Raw genomic sequence first — 20,637 nt, 5'->3', positions numbered from 1 at the left:
TCATTCCTGAACTGCAAAAGCGTGGCTTGTATCGTACTGAACCACAGAGCGGTACTTTCCGTTCGCGGTTACGGGACGATGGCGCTAACCATTTACCGGATTCTGCCTACGGCGCCTCATTCCGCTTTGATAAAGGTTTTCAGGACGGGGCATTTTGAAAAAAAGGGGCTCTCCAGGGCGCCCCTTTATTGAGCAAATGTCCTGATCAAAAGTATTTGAGCCATCTGATATCGCGACGGCGTGCCTTCAATTCCGCGAACCAGCGCACGGGTAAATACAGGGATAAAGCCAAGAGCACCGCCGTCAGCCACACAGCCCCAATGCTGTCGTAACCGAAAAAATTGCCTTGGTTCAATCCGAACAACGCCACGCTGACCAAATACAGCGCCTTGAGTACGTAAAGGTGGAGCAAGTAGAAGAACATCGGCGCCGCGCCAAAGACTGCCAATACATTGACCCACTTGCGTTGTTGAGCCCGTTCCAGGGCACGAAGCAGTAACAGGCCCATGCCCAAGGTCAGCGAAAGGAACAGCAGGGAGGGTGGGTATTTCGTAATGTTGAAGCAGCTCATGAGGGTTTGCGTGATGCCTTCATGGGCGACCCAATGCGCCTCGCCATAATCATTGACGGCTCGCAGTGCGACAAATCCGATCAGTGTCCCGGCCCCTGCAAGCAGCAGAGTACGTTGACGCTCTGCGGCCAAAATCTGGCCAGCAAACCAGGGGCCGATGCTGTACCCAAGAGCGATCACACCGATCCACGGCAGTACAGGATACGAGGTGCGCAGACGCAAGCCGTCGGAGAAATCGATCCAGCCGCGATCATGCAGAATCGCCCAAGGTATATGCATGGGCGAGCCTGTCGCGAAGTGCACATTATCCAGCAGGTTGTGCCCGGCCACGATCACCAGGCCCAGGCAGCACAGAATGGGCCTGGGTAACCAGACCAGTCCGGCCAGGGCAATCATGCAGATGCCAATGGCCCAAATCACTTGCATGTAAATCGCCGTAGGCGGGAACTGAAATGTCCAGGCGAAATTCACCAGGGTGAACTCCAGCAGTACCAGGAACAGACCGCGCTTGAATAAAAAGGCTGACACATCGCCCTTGCCCTGGTGCTTTTGGCCATACAGGTAAGCGGAAAGTCCGGTGAGCAGTATGAAAACCGGCGCACACAAATGGGCAAGTGTGCGGCTGAAAAATAGCGCTGGCTCAGTGGAGCCGATGTCCATCGGGTCTGCTACCTGACGGTGCAAAAAGAACGTTTCGCGCACGTGATCCAACAGCATAAGGAGGATTACCAATCCCCTCAGGGCATCGATGGACAGCAGGCGTTGGTTCAAGCGTGTGATGGGTGGGATGTGAGTAGAAGTTGTCATCGAATGTCGCAAGCTGGGAATGGATGGCTCTGCCAGTGGCGACTGACAGTGCACGCTTGCATTAGTTATAACATAACAAATCAACCAAGGGCGACCGCCTGATTGCGTTGATAGCTGTCTACAGAGACGCCTTCAACTCAAGGAATGCGTCCCGCAATCGAGCGTCGCCTGAGTTCGGCCTGAACTCCTTGAACTGTTTAATGGAGCATCAGCCTGGGAACTGATCCCCAAACATAGGGTACCCGCCGGCGGAACCGTCACGTGTGGCCTCGTCCTGAATCACATCCCAGTGTTCGACCATCACGCCGTCCTCAAGGCGCAGGATATCGACCACGACCCAGTTCGCCGGCTGGCCGATGCCAGTGAAGCGACCGTGCAACATGACGAAGTCGCCTTCAGCGACTGCCAGTTGGCATTCGTAACGCAAATCGGGCGCTCCTGCGGCGACCAGTTCGAACAGACCCTCGCGACCAGGGGGTACATGGGCACTGTGCTGGATATAGGAGGGCGACCAGTAGCGTTCGGCCGCAGCCAGATCCTTGCGATTGAACAGGGTTGCGAAGCCTTCGAGGACGATGGCCTTGTTCTCGGCGGGGGTGAGTGAAGTCATGGTCGGTTTCCTGCTAACAAAGTAAAGGGGAGGGCGGCTGTAGGGCCGCCCAATATCGCCTTGTGGACTCAGCCGAAAGCCGGTCCGTTTGCAATCATGTCGTTGAACGCGTTCACCCAGGCGTGCTCGTTCGGACCAGGATTGGCGCGCATGGCTTCAGCGGGCGCGACCAGGATTTCGTCCACGCCGCTCTCGAATTGCGCCATGGCGCCGGCAATGAACTGGTCGAGGGGAATGGCGCGCTCTTCCTCGCTGCTGTCGAGCAACTCGGTGCGTACCCAGGGTGGTGCGATCTCGACCAGTTGGACGCCGTGTTCGCGCAGCAGATAGCGCTGCGACAAGGTGTAGGAGTGCAACGCTGCCTTGGTCGCCGAGTAGACCGCCGTCACGGCCATGGGTACGAAGCCGAGTACCGAGGAGACGTTGACGATGACCGCATCCGGCTTGGCCTTCAGATGCTCGACCAGCGCCGAGCTCATGCGGATCGGACCCAGCAGGTTGGTGGTGACGGTCGAGACGGCAAGCTCATCGTCCACCGGACCTTCTGCATGATCGAGCAGCATGATCCCGGCATTGTTGATCAGCACGTTGAGCTCAGGGTAATTGGCGATGAGCTGTTGCGCTGCTGACTGGATGCTGGTCGTGTCGTTGATGTCGAGTTCGATGGCGGCCATGCCGGGGTTGGCGTCGAGCGTCTGCTGCAGTCGCTCCTTGCGGCGTCCGGAGATGATCACTTTATTGCCCAGCTTGTGGAAGGCTTCGGCCAGGCCCTGGCCAATGCCGGATCCGCCGCCAGTGATGAAGATCGTGTTGCCAGTCATGCGCATGAGGGATTTCCTTGAACGAAAAAGTCAGGGCGTCCGCCACGCTGCCAGGTCGATCAGCTCGACCGCTGCGTCGCGGGGTATGGCGCTAAATTGGCAGCTTCGGCAGGATCGGAGTAGACGCTGTGGCCGGCTATCTTCTATGCGTCGGATGCATAAGCACCGCCGGCATCGTCAAGCAGGCTGGCGACAAGATGTTCGATCAGGGCGCGGCCGGCCCTGCGGGTTCGCGAGCCGTGGGGGAAGTAGGCATGCACAGGTACGGATTCGGTTTTCCAATCGGTGAGCAGCGCGACGAGTTCACCGCTTTCAAGCTCCCGCCGGCACGCCCAGGCCGTTGTCGAGGTGATCCCCAAGCCGGCAGTTGCCGCCGCGACAGCGCCCTCGTTTTCGTCGGTCGAGAAGTGCGCCTCGAGCTGAATCGTCCTGGTCTCGCCATCGCGTTTGAACATCCATCCACTTGGGACTGTCGAGGCTGGACCGGCGATGATTCGATGTGATTGCAGGTCTTCAGGCGTAGTTGGCTCCCCAGCGGCGCGCAAGTAGGACGGTGAGGCGAGAATGTATCTGGAGATCGTCATGATCTGACGGCTTGTTGCACTGGAATCCACCAGCCGTCCCAACCTTATCGCTACATCGATATTTTCGCGCACCAGATCCTGCCAATGATCGGCAAGCAGGACCTGGATATGCAGGTTGGGGTGTATCGCCGCGAACGGCGCTATGCGCGGAATGATTTCCCTTACAGCGATGCTCGTTGGCATGCTGATCCGCACGACCCCGCGCAGCTCCTGGCCCCCGCGAACGCTTTGCTCGGCTTCTTCCACCGCGGCGAGGATAGGTTCCATGCGCGAGAGAAAGTCCGCCCCTGCCTCGGTCGGTACGACGGCACGTGTCGATCTCGCCAGCAGCAGGGTGCCGAGATCGGTTTCGAGCTCGGCGACAATCCTGGAGACCTGGGATTGAGAAAGACCCACTTCGCGTGCCGCAGCCGAAAAGCTGCCCAGTCGCGCCACCCTTGTGAAAAGCCTGTAGGAGAAAAGGTCCTTCATGGGTTAGCTCCATCCAACAGTCAGAATGCACCCGCTGGCAGAAGCTACGGTGAAACGGGCAGTAAGCTGGCGCATCGCTGCTTGGGTGAGTGTTTTTTTTGAGGGTAGGTAGCTGGGGCACTATGACCCCAGCTACCAGTGGTGCAAATGATCACGCAACTTCGGTATGGAAAGGATAGTCCGTGTAACCCACTTCCGTGCCGCCGAAGAACGACTCGCGGTCGTACGGGTTCAGCGGCCAGCCATTGCGCAGGCGCTCGGGCAAGTCAGGGTTGGCGATGAAGTGGCGGCCGAACGCGACCAGGTCTGCATCGCCGGCCTCAAGGATCGCGTTGGCCGATTCACCGGAGAAACCGCCCGCCGCGATCAGGGTGCCCTTGTAGTGCTGGCGGATGAGTTGGGACGCCACCGGATTCTGATCCCGGCGCTCGTCTTCGGCGACACCCAGGATGCGCGGCTCGATCAGGTGCAGATAGGCGAGGTCCAGCTTGTTCAGCTCGCGCGCGACATAGGTGAACAGGCCAATGGGGTCGCTGTCGGACATGTCGCCGAAATTGCCGCTCGGCCCCAGACGCACCGCCACCCGATTGCTGCCCCAGACGGAGATCACCGCCTTTACCGCTTCGAGCAGGAAACGGCTGCGGTTCTCGAACGAGCCACCGTAGATATCCGTACGTTTGTTGCTGCCGTCCTGGAGGAATTGATCGAACAGGTAGCCGTTGGCCGAGTGCAACTCCACGCCGTCGAATCCGGCTGCGATACCGCGTTCGGCCGCGGCGCGGAAGCTCTCCACCAGCCCGCGGATTTCCGCGATGGTCAGTTCGCGCGGCGGGCTGCCGGGGGTCCAGCCGGTCTCGGTGAAGGCGAGGCCGCCGTGGTCCACGACGGAAGGGGCCACCGGCTGGGCGCCGCCCGGCTGCAGGAGGCTATTGGACTGGCGCCCCGCATGATAGAGCTGCAGAAAGATTTTGCCGCCCTTGGCATGAACCGCATCGGTCACGAGCTTCCAGCCGGCGATCTGGCTGTCGTCATACAAACCGGGAGCACCGAGGTAGCCATTGCCATTGGCTGCGGCGATAGTCGCTTCGCCGATCAACAGGCCACCGGCGGTGGTACGCTGGGCGTAGTACTCGGCCATCAACTGGCCAGGGATGGCGCCCGGCTCGGCACGCATACGGGTAAGTGGCGCCAGAACGACGCGATGGGAAATCTGGTGTGGACCTATCTGGATGCTCGTATGCAGTTTGGACATGACAACGATACCTATCAGTGGTGGGATGGGGCCAATGTAGGCGTAAAGTTCGCGGAGAAAAATATCCCGCGATGCCGAACATTTCGGATGTTTTTTCCGTAATCCCGCCTTGTTGGTGGGGTTCTATCGGAGCAGGCAGGAAAAGTGATGGAAAGTCTGAATGGCATCTCGATGTTCGTGCAGGTTGCCGAAACGCGCAGCTTTACCGAGTCCGCCCGCCAGTTGGGGGTGTCATCCTCGACCGTGGGCAAAACCATTGCGCGGATGGAGGAGCGCTTGCATGTGCGGCTGTTTCATCGCAGCACACGCAGCATCACGCTGACGGCCGAGGGGACCCTGTTCCTTGAGCGCTGCCGCCGCATCCTCAGCGAGGTCACCGCTGCCGAGTCCGAGCTGTCAGGCCTGGCTGGCAGTCCACGGGGGCGACTTCGCGTGGGCACTCCGCTACTGGGCGACCTGATGATGCCGGCCTTTGACGGGTTCATGGAGCAGTATCCGGAAGTCGAACTGGATATCGATTTTTGCGACCGCATGGTCGATGTGATCGAGGAGGGGTTCGACGCGGTGATTCGCACCGGCGAGCAAACCGATTCTCGCTTAACTGCGCGTCGCCTGGGTTCCTGCGCACATGTGCTGGTGGCGTCGCCGACGTATCTCAAGCGGCATGGTGTACCCACTTATCCGCGTGAACTGGAACGCCATTCATGCCTGCAGCACAAGTTCCCCGCGACGGGAAAGCTGGAGCGTTGGCCGCTGCGGCTCGAAGCCTCCGAGGCTGAATTGGTGCTGCCCGCCACGATGACGTCGAACACGATCGAGCCTCTTGCCTACTCCGCAATCCAGGGCAGGGGGATTGCTTTTCTGCCTGCTTTCCTGGTACGCGAAGCGTTGGAAAGCGGCCAGCTGGTCACAGTGCTGGACGACTACATAGACCGCCAGGTCGTCTTCTGGATGCTGTGGCCAGCCAACCGTTATGCCTCGCCCAAGTTGCGCGTATTCATTGACTACATGAGTGCGCACTTGCGCATCTGATCGTTTACGCCTGCAGCTTCAGGCGCACGCCGTCGCGGTTGGAGATTTCGATGGCATCGATCAATTCGTGCATGCGCATGGCATCCGCCATGGTAGGTGCAACGTGGGTGCCGTCGCGCACATCCCTGGCGTAGGCGGCATACAGGTTGGCCAGTTCCTGCTGGCTGCCGCCCAGGTCATTCTCCGGCAGCCAGTTGTAACTCGACGGCACCGTGAGTGTATGCATGGGTTGCGAGTCGCCCTGGGCCGCTTCGATGGTATTGAAGTGGTCGCCAAAACTGGTGGTGTTCCAGATCTTGAGATCGCCCTGGGTGCCGGTCAGGTCCAACTGTATGCCATGGTTGTTGCGTTTCCCCGCTTCGATATGGACCGTCAGCACAGCCCCGTTGGAGAAGGTACCGTTGACCAGGATCTGGTCAGCCGTTGTGTGTTTCAGTACCTCGCCTGTCTCGATCAGCGTCACTTCCGGGAACTGGTTTACAGTCAGAGCACTGATGCTCTGCGGATGGCCCAGCATGCTGAACACAGCATCGAAATAGTGACCGCCATAGATGGAAAGCAGGCTGGAGAAGTTCTCCGGCGGGATGGTGAAGTACAGGGCGGCGATGCGTTCGCGTTGGAAGTATTCGACGCTGATATGCAACCGTACTGAACGCAGTTCCCCGATGTAGCCATCCTTTAACAGATCGCGTACGTAGCGATAGTCCGGGTTCAGTCGACGCTGCAGTCCGACGATATGCCGAACGCCAGCTTTCTCGGCAAGTTCCATCAGTTCCTGCGACACGGCCTTGCTGGGCGTCAGCGGCCATTCACAGTACACATCTTTGCCGGCGGCGATGGCTGCCCGTACGGTGGCCTCGTGCTGTGGTGCCGTGTTGAGCACGAGCACCAGATCCACTTCCGGATGGTTGACCAGAGCCTCCACGGAATCGAGGGCAAAGCGGATGCCGTGGCGCAGTGCCAACCCGGCGGCTTTTTCCGGACTGCGACTGTGGACTGCCGTCAGCTCATAGTCGGGAAGCAACTGGAGGGCGGGCAAGTGGCCGTACTCGGCCCAATTACCGACGCCAATGAGACCCACTCGAATTTTTGATGACAGGGTCATGGAAGCTCCTGAGCCTGGTTTGAAGGGAAAGGTTGCGTTGTCGGGCGGGACAAGAAGCCCGGTCACCCAGTGTAGGAAGAGATGCAGTCGGGAAAAATGCGCCAGAGATCCGAACACTTCGGACGCTGGTGTCCGCAATACTGCGCATCAGGGCTGCACTATGTCTCGGAGAGAGGCCGGTTGTTTCGCTTTCAGGATCTCTCCTGTTTTGAGAAGCAAACCGGCCATACGCGGTTCTGATGCAAACGTTAAACGGTCACCACGATCTTTCCGATCTGCTGGTTGGTTTCAAGAAAGCGGTGCGCTTCTTGGATGCTATCCAGTGTAAAGGTCTTGGCAATGATCGGCCGCAGCGCGCCCGATTCGAGTCCATTCAGGATGAACGCCTTGGCCCGCGACAAGGTCGCCGGGTCGGAAACGATTTCAGAATAGAGGTAGCCCTTGAGGGTCAGGCTTTTACCCAATACGGTGAACAATGGGAATGGCGTGGGCTCCGGGCTCAACGCACCGTACTCGAGCAGGATTCCGCCCTTGGCCATGCTTTGGGTGAGAGGTACGAAGGAGGGGCCGCCTATGGGATCGAAAACGACACGGGCACCCAATCCGCCGGTCAGCGCCATTGTCGCTTCGACAATATCCTCTTCCTCGCTGACAATGACGTGTGCAGCACCTGCATCCAGCAACGCCTGTTTCTTTGCCCGGGTGCGGGTAACGGCGACGGCGGTGGCGCCCACCATTCTGGCTATCTGAAAGGCAGCCAAGCCGACGCTGCTGGAAGCTGCGGTAACCAGAACACAATCACCTTTTTGCAGTTTTGCCTGCTCGACCAATGCACCCCACGCTGTAACGTACTGCATCCAGGAGGCCGCGGCCTGTTCAAAAGACAGGTTTTCGGGATGCTTGACAGTGAGGTTGGCGGGCACGTTCGCCAATTCGCCATAAGTGCCCCAGCGTGCAATGTCCAGTGGCGGAATGACGCTGACAACATCGCCTGCCTTGAAGTCAGTGACGCCGGTACCGACCGCGACGACAACGCCGGCGGCTTCATACCCCAGACGACTTGGAAATTCTGCCTCTTGCAGGTAGGCATTGTTGCGGAACATGACTTCCGCCCGGTTCAGCCCTATGGCTTTTACTTCAATTTGCACCTCGTCCGATCCTGGAGCAGGCACATCGACTGCTTCCAGCTTCAAGACGCTTGCGTCACCGTACTCATGGATTCTGACAATGCGGGCCATCGTTACCTCTGTTGTAATCAAGGGGCCGGGGTGAATGCCGACCTGATTTGAGTGAAAGCCGGGACCCAGGGAATGCTCGGCTTTATGAGCGTGCCTGAGTCATGGCAATCGAATATAGGCTTTGGCCCCCTCTCGGATAAAGGACTAGGATGGCGCAACACTAGAAACAATGGGTTTCCAATGGATCGTCTCACCCAGATGGCCACATTCGTCAAAGCGGTACAACTCGGTTCCTTCAGTGCGGCGGCGGACGATCTCAATCTATCCCCGCAACTGGTAGGTAAACAGGTGAAAATGCTCGAACAGCATTTGGGGGTGTCGCTGCTTAACCGAACGACTCGCAAACAAAGCCTCACCGAATTTGGTCGCGCGTTCTATCCACGGGCAAAGATGATCCTTGCCGATATGGACGCTGCAGAAAGCATGGCCGCCGTGACGCGGGGGGTTCCAAGCGGTCGACTGAGAATTAACGCACCCGTCACATACGGTATGCGTACGTTGTCGCCGCGCCTGCTGGAGTACATGGTCAAGTATCCGCAGGTCTCAGTGGACCTGACGTTATCAAACGAGATTGTAGATCTCGTTGAAGACGGCTATGACGTAGTGTTTCGGGTAGGTGAGCTTTCGGACAGCGGTTTGAAAGCGTTGCCATTGAGACCCTACCAGATGGTGCTCTGTGCTGCGCCGTCCTATCTGGCGCGCCGGCCTCGCATTACTACACCCTGGGATCTGCAACAGCACGAATGCCTGGGCTTTGCGTATTCCGACGGGCGCTCGCACTGGAGTTTCGACGGGAAAGAAGGGCGTATAGACGTGCCAATTACAAGCAGATTGACGATTAATCAGGGCGATCCGCTACTCGCAGCCGCCGTCGCTGGATTGGGTGTGATGCTTCAGCCATTGGAACTGGTCAAGGATGCACTGAGGGATGGGACGTTGGTCAGTCTATTGCCTCACTACGAGGTGCCGGTTTCACCCATGAACCTTTTATATGCGCCTGACCGTCGGTTGACTCCCAAGCTGCGAAGCTTTCTGGACTTTGCCAGTGCTGCGTTTGGCCCAAATCCATGATCGATCTGCACCTTCGAGCCCTTGAGTCTGATATCGCTCACTGCCTTTCGAGCAAGTGCTCGAGGAACAATCCCGCCGCGACCGACAACGCCTCTCGCGATCTCACGCACACGCTGAGTTCGCGGGTGGCCCACGGCTCATCCAGCCTGATCGCCTTCGCACCGTCCATTTTGTAAATCGCCGCGCTCCCCTCGGGCATGATGCCTATGCCCAGGCCGGCCTGAACCATCAGGCATAGCGCGTCGTAGCTGGAGACTTCCATGCGAATTTTCAGCGAACGCCCCAGGTCGTTGGCCGCCTTGATCAACTGAAAGTTGAGATGAGTACCACTGCGCAAGGCAATGTATTCGTGATCCAGGGTTTCGCTGAATTTGACGGAGCCGCGTGTCGCCAGCGGATGCCCAAGGGGAACCAATAACACCAATCGATCGGTACGAAACGGGAAAACCTCGATATCGGCACCGTGCGGAAGACGGGTGAAGATGCCAATGTCTGTGCGATTTTCGGACACCGCCTTGGTGATGGCCAGGCTTTGCTTTTCTTCGAGGCTGATGTTGATCAGTGGGTACAGTTCCATGAACGACTTGATCAGGCCCGGGAGGAATTGGGTGATGGCGGAAATATTGGCCAGGACATGCACCGAGCCACGGCGGCCGTGGGAGTAGTCACGCATCTGCACCACGATTTCATTGAGGTTGTTCAATGCACTGCGCGCCATGAACAGTAGCGACAGACCGGCATCGGTCGGGGCGATGCCTTTGTTGGTGCGGTTGAGCAGTTTCGAGTCGAGCAGTTCTTCCAGCTCGCTGAGCCGTTTGCTGACCGCCGCCGCGGCGATGTGTTCGCGCTTGGCGGCGGCAGCAATGGTGCCTTCTTCAACGACACTGACAAAGAGTCGCAACGAGACCGGGTCGAGTTTCATGGGAAGTACCGGTTTGGCCTGAATGGCCAGCATAGTACTTCCTCCGGCATTGGCTCAGAACGCCCCGGACAACAGATGGCCGGCGTTGGGCACTTGCGCCTTGAGGCCAAGGGTTTTCAACATTTGGTAAACGGTGGCGATCGATGCCGACAGCACCGGTTTGTCGAGACGATCCTGGACAAGCTGGATCGCGGGTAGCGACGGCATTTGCACGCAGCAGGACAACACCACGCCATCGGCCTGGCCTATGTTCAGCTTGTCGGCGTGAGCCAGCAGATTCATCGGGTCCAGACGCCCGACTTCGTGGTTGTCGGAAACCTCCAGGCTGATGGAGTCGACCACTTCGATTCCGGCCGCTTCGATGTAGTCGATGACCTGCCGGGTCAGCGGCTTCATGTACGGCGTGATGATCGAGACTTTCTTGTAGTCGAGCATGTGCAGGCTATCGATCAGCGCACCGGCGGAGCTGAGTACCGGAGCGGTCGATTGATTGGAGGCCACGGTTTTACTCAGGCGATCCTGCGAGACTTGGTGATAGCCCGCGCCCTGGCACATGATCGCCACCAGGCAGGCATAGGCCATGACATCCACTCGCGCATCGCTCAGTTCCAGCGCGCAACGGTCGCTGTCGATGTCCATCTTTTTCAGCTCTTCGGGGCTGACGTGCATCATGCGCATGCGTGAGGAGTGAAAGGTAAAATGCTCTTCGGGAAACAGTTCGTAGCGCGAAGTCAGCATGGCCGGAATTTCGGTTTCCATCGTCGTGTTGGAGCTGGGGACGATTTGGCCGATGCGAAAATTTTTCATGGGTTTTTCCTTTGAACGGTCGGGTCAGTTGCCGCTGGTGAGTTGAACGCCTTTGGTTTCCTGCAGCGTGAACACCATGACGGCGGCGATGACGTAGGAAACGGAGGCAAGGGAAATGGTGGCGGTGAAGCCGATGAGCGGGATCAGCACCGGGACCAGCTTGATGCCGGCGATGGCGCCGACCCGGCCGAAGTTGAAACAGAAACCCGACGCGGTAGAACGGATGCTGGTCGGGAACAACTCCGAGTACCAGGCGCCGAACCCGCTGAAATAACCGGTGAAGAAGCCCAGCAGTGCGGCCAGCGAACCGAGGGCGATGACGTTCTGGGTGGTGAACAGCAGCTTGCCGTCGGTCAATGGCATCAAGGTCGCCGAGTAGGCAAACACCGGCACCATGATCGCCATGCCGCCAAAAAACACCGCGAACGACAAGCGACGACCGATGCTTTCGGCCAGGTAACCGTAGGCCAGGTAACCGAGGGTGGCGCCGATGCCGATCCAGATGACAAACACCGGAGCCTGATCGATACGCACGTTCAGAATGCTCTGCAGGTAAGCCGGCATGAAGGTGGTGATGATCCAGTAGCCGTACATGCCCAGTACCGAAATGCTCAGGCCCAGCAAGGTCACTTTCAGATACTGCGGACGGAAGATTTCCATCAGCCGGCCTTTGTCGGCGTTACGGCGCATGAACTCGCGGTTGGCCAGCCACACCGGCGATTCCTTGACGAACAGCCAGATGAACACCAGGGTGAAATACGCCGGGATCGAGGCATAGATGAACAAGTTTCTCCAGGATTCAGGATTCCCGCCATCGAGGAACGTCCAGGCGAAAATCGCTGCCAGCAGACCACCACCCGACCAGCCGGTCTGCATCACCGCAAAGGCCTTGGCGCGACCGGCCGCAGGCCAGATCTCCGACACCAGTGCCGCCGCGGCGGACCACAAGCCACCGACGGCGATGCCCACGCAGAAGCGGAATACATTGAGCTGCCACAGGCTGTCGGCAAAAGCACAGAGCAAGGTGCCGGTGCCATAGACGAAAACCGACAGCATCATGGTTTTCTTGCGGCCGATCTTGTCGGAAATGTTGCCGAGGAAGAAACCACCGATGCCGGTGGCCAGCAGAAACCAGGCAACCGTGGAGACCACATCGCCCAGACCGACGGCGAAGGTCTTGGCGACCGCCAGGAGGACAAAGCCAAAGATGGTGGCATCCAGCGCGTCAAACAGCCAGGCGGCCCAGGAGCCCCCCAACGTCACGTAACGCTGGTTGGCGGTCAGTTGACCGACTCCGTCGACGACAGACGCTTGCGCCGTGGAACTGACGGCTAGGGTTTTCATGGTTCAACCTCGCGGGTTTGCGTTTTTATTCTTGGAGCCCGTGTGCCGAAAGGTGATCGGCACCGGAGTGGTCATGTGCGACCGATGTTAGGAGAGGTAAAAGCGGTTCGTATATCAGCCATTCACGAGCCTGCCATCGCGGGTGGCGATGACAGTGGGGAGGTGCAGGAGCATCTGCTGTGCCTTTTGCACCGGCAGTGCTGTTGTGGGCATCACACGACTTGTTTTTTCTGCGCGGCGAAAGCCGTGTTAAAAAATGTTATTGGTAAAAAATACTTCACATAATCTGATCACTGGTAGATGATCTCCATCAGCCGGTATGACAATCTGATAACACGACAAAAACAGGATTGCCTTGATGTTCGATGAGATCCCGACTCACGTCCTGAATCACAGCGCCCCTCAGCAGGCTTATCCGCGTGGTGCTGATTCTGTCTACCGCTGCCCTATTCACAACGCGGCCAACGTCTGCGCCTTGCAGGCGTGGAAGCAATCGCTGCTTTTCTCTGGAGTACCCCATGAATAACAAGAATGTCGGTGTGGTCGGTCTGGGCGCGATGGGGCTGGGCATTGCCCGCTCGTTGTTGCGCAGCGGTTTTAATGTGCATGCCTGTGATGTGCGCACTGCCGTAACAGAGCAGTTCGCCGGGGAGGGCGGTGTGGCTTGCCTGTCACCGTCGCACATGGCCGCCGAGTGTGACGTGATCATTACCGTGGTGGTCAACGCCGAGCAGACCGAGACCGTATTGTTTGGTGAGGGTGGTGCCGTGGCCGCTCTGCGGCCGGGCAGCCTGGTGATCGGCTGCGCCACAGTCGCTCCGACTTACGCGGTGGACCTGGGCCAGCGCCTGGCCGCGTTGGGCCTGCTGTATCTGGATGCACCGATTTCCGGTGGCGCGGCCAAGGCTGCCGCTGGTGAGATGACCATGATGACCTCGGGCCCGGCCGACGCCTACGCCAAGGCTGAGTCGATCCTGGCTGGCATGGCCGGCAAGGTGTATCGCCTGGGTGACGTCCATGGCCTGGGTTCGAAGGTCAAGATCATCAATCAACTGCTGGCTGGGGTACATATTGCCGCCTCTGCCGAAGCCATGGCGCTGGGCCTGCGTGAAGGGGTCGATGCCGATGCACTGTATGAGGTGATCACCCACAGCGCCGGTAATTCCTGGATGTTCGAAAACCGCGTTCCGCACATTCTAAAGGCTGACTACACGCCGTTGTCCGCGGTGGATATTTTCGTCAAGGACCTGGGCCTGGTGCTGGATACCGCCCGGGCCAGCAAATTCCCGCTGCCGCTGTCGGCCACCGCCCACCAGATGTTCATGCAGGCGTCCAGTGCCGGCTTCGGTCGTGAGGACGACTCGGCGGTGATCAAGATTTTCCCGGGCATCGAATTGCCGACTGCCAAGCCTGAGCCTGTTTGAGGAACACCCCATGACTACCTCCACCGCACGCCCGCTGCTGGGCTGCATCGCCGACGATTTCACCGGCGCCACGGACCTTGCCAACATGCTGGTACGCGGCGGTATGCGCACCGTGCAAAGCATTGGCATTCCGAGCGCAGAAGTGGCTGCCGGGCTTGATGCCGATGCGATCGTCATTGCCTTGAAGTCGCGTACCACGCCGGTCGCCGAAGCAGTCGAGCAGTCCCTCGCCGCGCTGGCCTGGCTGCGCGAACAAGGCTGCGAGCAGATTTTTTTCAAGTATTGCTCGACGTTCGACTCCACCGCGGCCGGCAATATCGGCCAGGTCAGCGAAGCACTGCTGGGCGCACTGGGTAGCGACTTTACCCTTGCGTGCCCGGCGTTCCCGGAAAATGGCCGGACGATCTTTCGCGGCCATCTGTTTGTGCAGGATCAACTGCTCAGCGAGTCGGGCATGCAGAACCACCCGTTGACGCCGATGACCGATGCCAACCTGGTTCGCGTGCTGCAATCGCAGACCCGCCTGAATGTCGGTCTGTTGCGCTACGACACGATTGCCCGTGGCGCTGAGCAGGTGCGGGCGCGAATCGCTGAGCTGAGGGCTCAAGGTGTCGGCATGGCCATCGCTGATGCCTTGTCGGACAGCGATCTGTATACCCTCGGTACCGCTTGTGCTGATTTGCCGTTATTGACGGGTGGTTCGGGGCTGGCCCTGGGCCTGCCGGAAAACTTCCGTCGCGCCGGCAAACTGCGCGATCTCGACGCCTCGAAACTTCCGGCGGTGTCCGGCGGGGAAGTGGTGTTGGCCGGTAGTGCTTCGATCGCCACCAATGGACAAGTGGCCGCCTGGCTCGAAGCCGGCCGGCCAGCTTTGCGGATTGATCCGTTGGCCTTGGCGGCGGGGGAACCGGTGGTGGCGCAAGCCTTGGCCTTCGCCCGTGATAACGAGCAAACCGTATTGATCTACGCCACCAGTTCACCGGAAGAGGTCAAGTTGGTGCAACAGCAACTGGGCGTCGAGCAGGCCGGTAGCCTGGTGGAAAACGCCTTTGGCGAAATTGCCCACGGCTTGCTCCAGAATGGTGTGCGCCGCTTCGTGATCGCCGGCGGAGAAACCTCAGGTGCTGTGGTCCAGGCGTTGGGTGTGCAGTTGCTACAGATCGGCGCGCAGATTGATCCGGGTGTACCGGCGACGGTCAGCAGTACCGAGGAACCTTTGGCGCTGGCACTCAAGTCGGGCAACTTCGGTGGCCGGGATTTCTTCAGTAAAGCCTTGAACCAACTCGCCCAGGTCGGAGATGCGCAATGAGTAACGAGAACGCCCTGCGCGAAGAAATCTGTGAGGTCGGCCGCAGCCTTTATGAGCGCGGTTATACCGTCGGCAGCGCCGGCAATATCAGCGCGCGCCTGGATGACGGCTGGTTGATCACGCCGACGGATGTGTGCCTCGGGCGCCTCGATCCGGCAACCATCGCCAAGGTCAATCTGGCCGGCGAATGGGTGTCCGGTGACAAGCCTTCAAAGACTCTGGCGTTGCATCGCCAGGTCTACGACCGCAACCCGGGCGTCGGTGGTGTGGTGCATACCCATTCCACACACCTTGTGGCGTTGACGCTCGCAGGTGTCTGGCAGGCGAACGACATTCTGCCGCCGTTGACGCCGTATCAGGTCATGAAAGTCGGGCATATCCCGTTGATCGCCTACCAGCGACCCGGCTCGCCGAAGGTTGCCGAACAGGTCGCGCTGCTGGCCAACAGCGTTCGCGGCGTGATGCTCGAACGGCTGGGGCCGGTGGTCTGGGAGAGTTCGGTATCCAGGGCCAGCTACGCCCTGGAAGAGCTCGAGGAAACCGCGCGGCTCTGGCTGATGAGCAATCCCAAGCCCGATCCTCTCGATCAGGCGGCGCTGGACGAGTTGCGAGAGACATTCGGTGCGCACTGGTAGAGCGCTGATTTTTTAACACGATAGAACATGACAGATAGATAACGCAGGCCCTGTCCGGGAGACGCTCAGCGACTCTCGATGGCCCCGGCTTGCCTAAAAATACAATAACAAGAGGAATTCCAGGCATGACTCGCCTTCACTGTGGCATTTTCAGAAGAATCCTTTCGTTCACCCGGTGTGGAGGGCTTCTGAAATGAGCCCGTTAATCCTGATGATTACCGCTGGGGCAGGCATCGCTCTGTTGTTGTTCCTGGTGCTCAAGTACAAGTTCCAGCCCTTCGTGGCCTTGATGCTGGTGAGCATTCTGGTGGCGCTGGTGGCCGGGGTGAAACCGTCCGACCTGGTCGCCACCATCGAAGGCGGCATGGGCAAGACCCTGGGCCATATCGCGATCATCATTGCCCTGGGCGCGATGATCGGGCGGATCATCGAGCTCTCCGGCGGTGCCGAGGCGCTGGCCAAGACGCTGATCACCCGTTTCGGCAACCGGCGTACGCCCCTGGCATTGACGATTGCCGGCTTCATGGTCGGGGTGCCGGTATTCTTCGAGGTCGGTGTGATCATCCTCATGCCGCTGGCCTATGGTATTGCCCGGCGTGCGCGCAAACCGTTGTTGGTGTTTGCGTTGCCGATGTGTGCGGCGTTGTTGACCGTACACGCCTTTCTGCCGCCGCACCCGGGTGCAGTGGCCGCTGCCAGCCAATTGGGCGCGGACCTGGGCCGCGTGCTGATGTTCGGGTTGCCGATCACCGCGTTCCTTTGCTATGTCGGTTACCGCGTGGCCGGGCGCATGACCCGTCGGGCGTACCCGATGACCGACGATATTCGTGCCGAGGTCTATGGTCCGCATGTCACCAACGAGGATCTGGCCGCCTGGTCCAATGGCAATGACATCAACGCTGAGCGAGCGGCTGAAGCCGTGTCGCATATGGGCCTGGAAGAGTCGACCAGCAGCATCGTTTCCAAATTGCCGCCGGCCCCCGCACCGGGTTTTGGCCTGATCGTCAGCCTGATCCTGTTGCCGATCATTCTGATTCTGCTGGGGACTCTGTCTACCTCGTTGCTGCCTGCCGAATCGACTCTGCGCGGCATCATGACCGTGCTCGGTGCGCCGCTGGTGGCGCTGCTGATCGACACCTTGCTGTGTGCCTGGTTGCTGGGTTCGCGTCGGGGCTGGAGCCGCACTCAGGTGTCCGACGTGATCGGTTCGGCCTTGCCTGGTGTCGCCATGGTGATTCTGATTGCCGGTGCCGGCGGTGTGTTCGGCAAGGTGCTGGTGGATACCGGAATCGGTGCCGTGGTCTCCGACATGCTGCGCACCACCGGTCTGCCGGTGCTGGCCCTGGGCTTTCTGCTGACCATGCTGTTGCGCGCGGTGCAGGGCTCGACCACGGTGGCGCTGGTGACCACTGCCGGCATCATCAGCCCGCTGATTGCGACCCTCGATCTCACCCCGAACCACATGGCTCTGCTGTGCCTGGCCATGGGCGGTGGCGGGTTGGCCATGTCCCATATCAATGACGCCGGTTACTGGATCTTCACCAAGCTGTCAGGCCTGAACGTGGCCGACGGTCTGCGCACCTGGACGGTGATGACCACCTTGCTCGGCACCTTGGGTTTCTGTATTACCCTGCTGATCTGGCCCTTTGTCTAACCCTTTACCTCAGGAGCTACCATGCCTCGTTTTGCAGCCAACCTCAGCATGCTCTACCCGGAACATGAGTTTCTGGATCGCTTCGCCGCCGCTGCCTCTGACGGTTTCGAAGCGGTGGAGTATCTGTTCCCCTACGACTACCGCGCTGAAGAACTCAAGCAACGCTTGAGCGACAACGGCCTGGTGCAGGCACTGTTCAACGCGCCGCCCGGTGATTGGGCTGCGGGGGAGCGGGGCACGGTGTCGTTGCCCGGTCGGGAGGGTGAATTCCGTAGCGGTTTTGATCGCGCTCTGGATTACGCCGGTGTGCTGGGCAATTCGCGCATCCATGTCATGGCCGGGCTGTTGCCGTCGGAAAGCGATCGCCCACGGCATCACGGCGTGTACCTGGAAAACCTCGCCTACGCCACCGCCCAGGCGGCCAAGGCAGGCGTCACCGTATTGCTCGAACCGATCAATACACGAGACATGCCAGGCTTTTTCCTCAACCGCCAGGATCAGGCCCAGGCCATCTGCAAGGAAGTGGGCGCCAGTAACCTGAAGGTTCAGTTCGACTGCTACCACTGCCAAATCGTCGAGGGCGACCTGGCGACCAAACTGCGTCGCGACTTCGATGGTATCGGCCATATCCAGATCGCCGGCGTGCCTGACCGGCATGAACCGGACCTGGGGGAAGTCAATTATCCCTATCTGTTCGAGCTGATCGACCAATTGGGTTATGACGGCTGGATAGGGTGCGAATATCGGCCACGGGGCAATACGTCTGCCGGCCTGCAGTGGTTGCGCGACTGGAAAGCGCGCCAGGCGCTATAGAGGAGGGCGGCGACGGGCTCCGCTGGATGCAGGAGCCCGTCGTTTCACGCCGGTGTACTGTCAGCCGGCAGCAACAGTTCGACACCCTGCTTGCGGATGCCATCGGCCGCCGCAGGGGTCAATGCGTCGTCACTGAGGATGATGTCGAACTGCTCGAGCCCGGCGATCCTGTACATGCTGAAGGTGCCGTATTTCGAACTGCTGGCCACCAGCACCACTTGCGAAGCCGATTGCATCGCGGCTTGCTTGACCTCAACCTTCAGCGCCGAAGGGGTGGTGAGGCCGCGACGCAAATCCCATGAACTGGTGGATATGAACGCGATATCGGTGACGATCTGACGCAAGGTGGCAACCGCCAGACTACCCACGCACGATTGATTGGAGTGATCCAGCTGCCCGCCGGTATGAATCACCGTGACATGGGGGGCTTCGATCAGTGCCTGGACAATACCGAAGTCATTAGTCACCACGGTCATGCCGGACAGCGCCTTGATGTAGGGGACGATTTCCAGCGTGCTGGTTCCCGCATCCAGGTAAATCGTCATGTCGGCATGCAATAGCCGGGCGGCGAGCCTGGCCATGGCCTGCTTCTGCGGCAACTCGACCACCGCCTTGATCTGATGGCTGGGCTCACTGTGCAGCTGGCTGGCGATCCGCACTCCACCCGTTACCGAGTAAGCACGACCGTCCTGCTCCAGCAACGCAATGTCGCGGCGTATGGTCATGTGCGAACAGTCGAACATTTCCATCAATTGATGAACGCTCAGCACCTGATGCTTGCGCAACTGTCGCAGCATCAATTCACGGCGCTGTTCAGGGATCATCGGTGCGCCGCTTTCGGCGGCGATGTCCTTTTGACTAGGCATTCGGGCTCCAGAATGAAGAAATCCGCAGACAAGGAAGGCGGGCAACCATAGTAGCGAATCTGCAGCTGGATCAGTAGCGGGATGAGGCATCGAGCTCATTACCCCTACGTAAAACGCCTGTTTCTACCTGTTCATAACCAGAGCTATTAGCTCCCTGGCTACGAACTCCGCGCTTCGCCGCATACACAGGTCTCACCCATTCAGGCGCCCGCTCTATGATGACGCGCGGCACCGGAATCGTTGGCTACATTACACAGCGATCAATCATTCAACACGAAGTACGGATGCTATTGACTCTCCGGCTTCAAGACGTTCCAGCAGACCGGGTTCTGCACGATCACTGGCCAGTGCCTGGTCGATGACTGCGGCAAGTGCCTGACTGCCAAGAATCAGTAAACCGTTATCGTCGCCCAGCACCAGATCACCCGGGCTCACCTGAACCCCGCCGCACTGCACCGGGACATTCAAGCGGCTCTCGGCGTTGCCGTGCAGTTTGGTGGTCAGCAGGCTGGTGCCACGGGCGAAAACGGGCAGTCCGGCTTCGCGCAGTTCAAGGATATCGGTCACCAGGCCATCGACCACGATGGCCCTGGCGCCTCGCGCTTGAGCCGCACAGGCGGTGACCGTGCCGACACAGGCGTGACGTCGATCACCGTTCATGTCGATCACCAGCACGTCGCCGTCTTGCAGGCTTGCCAAGGCGCGGTTGACAGCAATGGCATCGGCGTTGATCACGCTCAGCGTCACGGCGCGACCTACCACTTTGACGGCGCTCAGCATGGAACGAATTTCGCTACTGACAAAGCCGTCTTCAAGCAAATGCCCGAGGGTGGCGAAGCTGACCTGATGGAGCTTTTCAAGCAATTGAGTAGAGGCGTTCATGGCTTACCTCTGCGGCGCGCAATCAATGAGTTCGGCCACGCAATCGATCTCCAGTGCCACCCCCCAGAGTGCCACGCAGACCGTGGTGCGTGCTGGTGGCGCATGACCGAGTACCTCGGTATAGACCCGGTTGAAGGGTTCCAGCTGAGCTGGATCGGTGAGATAGCCGTTAACCTTGATCACGTGATCGAAGTCCGAGCCCGCCGCGATCAGGATCGCTTCCAGGTTGCGCAAGGTCTGGCGCACTTGCTCTTCGAAGCCTTCGGGTTGCTGGTCCAGTCCGCCTGTGGCGGGTATTTGACCGGCAGTGAACACCAGATGGCCGCTGACCACTGCCTGGGAGTAAGGACCGACCGGGCCGATTGTGCCGGGTGCTGCCTGGATGCGTTTCATGTATGAACCTCGCTGAGAATAGAGGC

At 59.4% G+C, this 20,637-nt stretch carries 20 protein-coding genes and 1 pseudogene; 8 read left to right on the top strand and 13 right to left on the bottom strand.

The features are described from left to right. Positions 1-158: pseudogene (locus KGA85_RS12325) on the top strand (LLM class flavin-dependent oxidoreductase); the annotation flags it as partial. A 47-nt stretch (positions 159-205) separates the two neighbouring features. Here KGA85_RS12325 and KGA85_RS12320 read toward each other — a convergent pair. The 5 genes from KGA85_RS12320 to KGA85_RS12300 form a co-directional block, all read right to left on the bottom strand. Next, entirely contained in the window at positions 206-1,378 is a 1,173-nt protein-coding gene (locus tag KGA85_RS12320) for a DUF1624 domain-containing protein (RefSeq protein WP_223543147.1), read from the bottom strand. 208 nt (positions 1,379-1,586) lie between these two features. Continuing rightward, positions 1,587-1,988, bottom strand: coding sequence for an ester cyclase (locus KGA85_RS12315; RefSeq protein ID WP_223458426.1), 402 nt, complete (start codon positions 1,986-1,988; stop codon positions 1,587-1,589). A gap of 68 nt (positions 1,989-2,056) precedes the next feature. Next, complete coding sequence (locus tag KGA85_RS12310; protein WP_223543146.1) at positions 2,057-2,815, bottom strand: SDR family oxidoreductase; 759 nt, start codon at positions 2,813-2,815, stop codon at positions 2,057-2,059. Between the two features lie 137 nt (positions 2,816-2,952). Continuing rightward, positions 2,953-3,864: a LysR family transcriptional regulator gene (locus KGA85_RS12305; RefSeq protein ID WP_223537434.1), complete on the bottom strand. Its 912-nt coding sequence runs from the start codon at positions 3,862-3,864 to the stop codon at positions 2,953-2,955. 151 nt (positions 3,865-4,015) lie between these two features. Further along, positions 4,016-5,116: an alkene reductase gene (locus tag KGA85_RS12300; RefSeq protein ID WP_223458423.1), complete on the bottom strand. Its 1,101-nt coding sequence runs from the start codon at positions 5,114-5,116 to the stop codon at positions 4,016-4,018. A 147-nt stretch (positions 5,117-5,263) separates the two neighbouring features. Here KGA85_RS12300 and KGA85_RS12295 point away from each other — a divergent pair, with 147 nt between their 5' ends. Next, positions 5,264-6,148: a LysR family transcriptional regulator gene (locus KGA85_RS12295; RefSeq protein ID WP_223458422.1), complete on the top strand. Its 885-nt coding sequence runs from the start codon at positions 5,264-5,266 to the stop codon at positions 6,146-6,148. Positions 6,149-6,152: 4 nt separating this feature from the next. On the opposite strand, the gene KGA85_RS12290 is transcribed toward KGA85_RS12295, so the two are convergent. Then, positions 6,153-7,253 carry a Gfo/Idh/MocA family protein gene (locus KGA85_RS12290; protein WP_223543145.1) on the bottom strand — a complete coding sequence of 367 codons (1,101 nt, stop codon included), beginning with the start codon at positions 7,251-7,253 and terminating at the stop codon, positions 6,153-6,155. Between the two features lie 248 nt (positions 7,254-7,501). Further along, complete coding sequence (locus KGA85_RS12285; protein ID WP_223543144.1) at positions 7,502-8,491, bottom strand: zinc-dependent alcohol dehydrogenase family protein; 990 nt, start codon at positions 8,489-8,491, stop codon at positions 7,502-7,504. Between the two features lie 180 nt (positions 8,492-8,671). On the opposite strand from KGA85_RS12285, the gene KGA85_RS12280 reads away from it, so the two are divergent. Beyond that, on the top strand, positions 8,672-9,562 hold the full coding sequence (locus KGA85_RS12280) for a LysR family transcriptional regulator (RefSeq protein WP_223543143.1): 891 nt from the start codon (positions 8,672-8,674) through the stop codon (positions 9,560-9,562). Between the two features lie 37 nt (positions 9,563-9,599). On the opposite strand, the gene KGA85_RS12275 is transcribed toward KGA85_RS12280, so the two are convergent. The 3 genes from KGA85_RS12275 to KGA85_RS12265 are packed head-to-tail and all read right to left on the bottom strand — an operon-like array spanning position 9,600 to position 12,635. Next, positions 9,600-10,517, bottom strand: a complete 918-nt coding sequence (locus KGA85_RS12275) for a LysR family transcriptional regulator (RefSeq protein ID WP_223458418.1) — start codon at positions 10,515-10,517, stop codon at positions 9,600-9,602. A 21-nt stretch (positions 10,518-10,538) separates the two neighbouring features. Then, a complete protein-coding gene (locus KGA85_RS12270) occupies positions 10,539-11,291 on the bottom strand; it encodes an Asp/Glu racemase (RefSeq protein WP_317848738.1) in 753 nt (250 codons plus the stop codon). A 24-nt stretch (positions 11,292-11,315) separates the two neighbouring features. After that, complete coding sequence (locus KGA85_RS12265) at positions 11,316-12,635, bottom strand: MFS transporter (protein WP_223543142.1); 1,320 nt, start codon at positions 12,633-12,635, stop codon at positions 11,316-11,318. 518 nt (positions 12,636-13,153) lie between these two features. Here KGA85_RS12265 and ltnD point away from each other — a divergent pair. The 5 genes from ltnD (at position 13,154) to otnI (ending at position 18,470) form a co-directional block, all read left to right on the top strand. Continuing rightward, entirely contained in the window at positions 13,154-14,059 is a 906-nt protein-coding gene (ltnD, locus tag KGA85_RS12260; RefSeq protein ID WP_263287552.1) for an L-threonate dehydrogenase, read from the top strand. 10 nt (positions 14,060-14,069) lie between these two features. Next, complete coding sequence (otnK, locus tag KGA85_RS12255; protein ID WP_223543141.1) at positions 14,070-15,368, top strand: 3-oxo-tetronate kinase; 1,299 nt, start codon at positions 14,070-14,072, stop codon at positions 15,366-15,368. Then, entirely contained in the window at positions 15,365-16,003 is a 639-nt protein-coding gene (locus KGA85_RS12250) for an aldolase (protein ID WP_223458407.1), read from the top strand. The genes otnK and KGA85_RS12250 overlap by 4 nt, the downstream gene beginning before the upstream one ends. Positions 16,004-16,196: 193 nt before the next feature. Next, positions 16,197-17,657 (top strand): SLC13 family permease, encoded by a 1,461-nt coding sequence (locus KGA85_RS12245; protein WP_223458405.1) that lies wholly within the window; start codon positions 16,197-16,199, stop codon positions 17,655-17,657. A 21-nt stretch (positions 17,658-17,678) separates the two neighbouring features. Continuing rightward, positions 17,679-18,470 (top strand): 2-oxo-tetronate isomerase, encoded by a 792-nt coding sequence (gene otnI / locus KGA85_RS12240; protein ID WP_223458403.1) that lies wholly within the window; start codon positions 17,679-17,681, stop codon positions 18,468-18,470. Positions 18,471-18,514: 44 nt separating this feature from the next. Here otnI and KGA85_RS12235 read toward each other — a convergent pair whose 3' ends face one another. From KGA85_RS12235 to KGA85_RS12225, 3 genes are all read right to left on the bottom strand, one after another. Next, the gene (locus tag KGA85_RS12235; RefSeq protein WP_223533488.1) at positions 18,515-19,336 is read right to left on the bottom strand and encodes a DeoR/GlpR family DNA-binding transcription regulator; all 822 of its coding nucleotides are present in this window, start codon (positions 19,334-19,336) and stop codon (positions 18,515-18,517) included. A 264-nt stretch (positions 19,337-19,600) separates the two neighbouring features. Further along, a complete protein-coding gene (locus KGA85_RS12230) occupies positions 19,601-20,218 on the bottom strand; it encodes an RraA family protein (RefSeq protein WP_223533487.1) in 618 nt (205 codons plus the stop codon). A gap of 3 nt (positions 20,219-20,221) precedes the next feature. After that, positions 20,222-20,611: a RidA family protein gene (locus KGA85_RS12225; protein WP_007991063.1), complete on the bottom strand. Its 390-nt coding sequence runs from the start codon at positions 20,609-20,611 to the stop codon at positions 20,222-20,224. Between the last annotated feature and the right edge of the window lie 26 nt (positions 20,612-20,637).

The organism is Pseudomonas sp. GL-B-12, from assembly GCF_019955895.1.
GTDB lineage: Bacteria > Pseudomonadota > Gammaproteobacteria > Pseudomonadales > Pseudomonadaceae > Aquipseudomonas.
The sequence above is the reverse complement of the archived record's forward strand: the minus strand, read 5'-3'. Positions and strand labels throughout refer to the sequence as shown.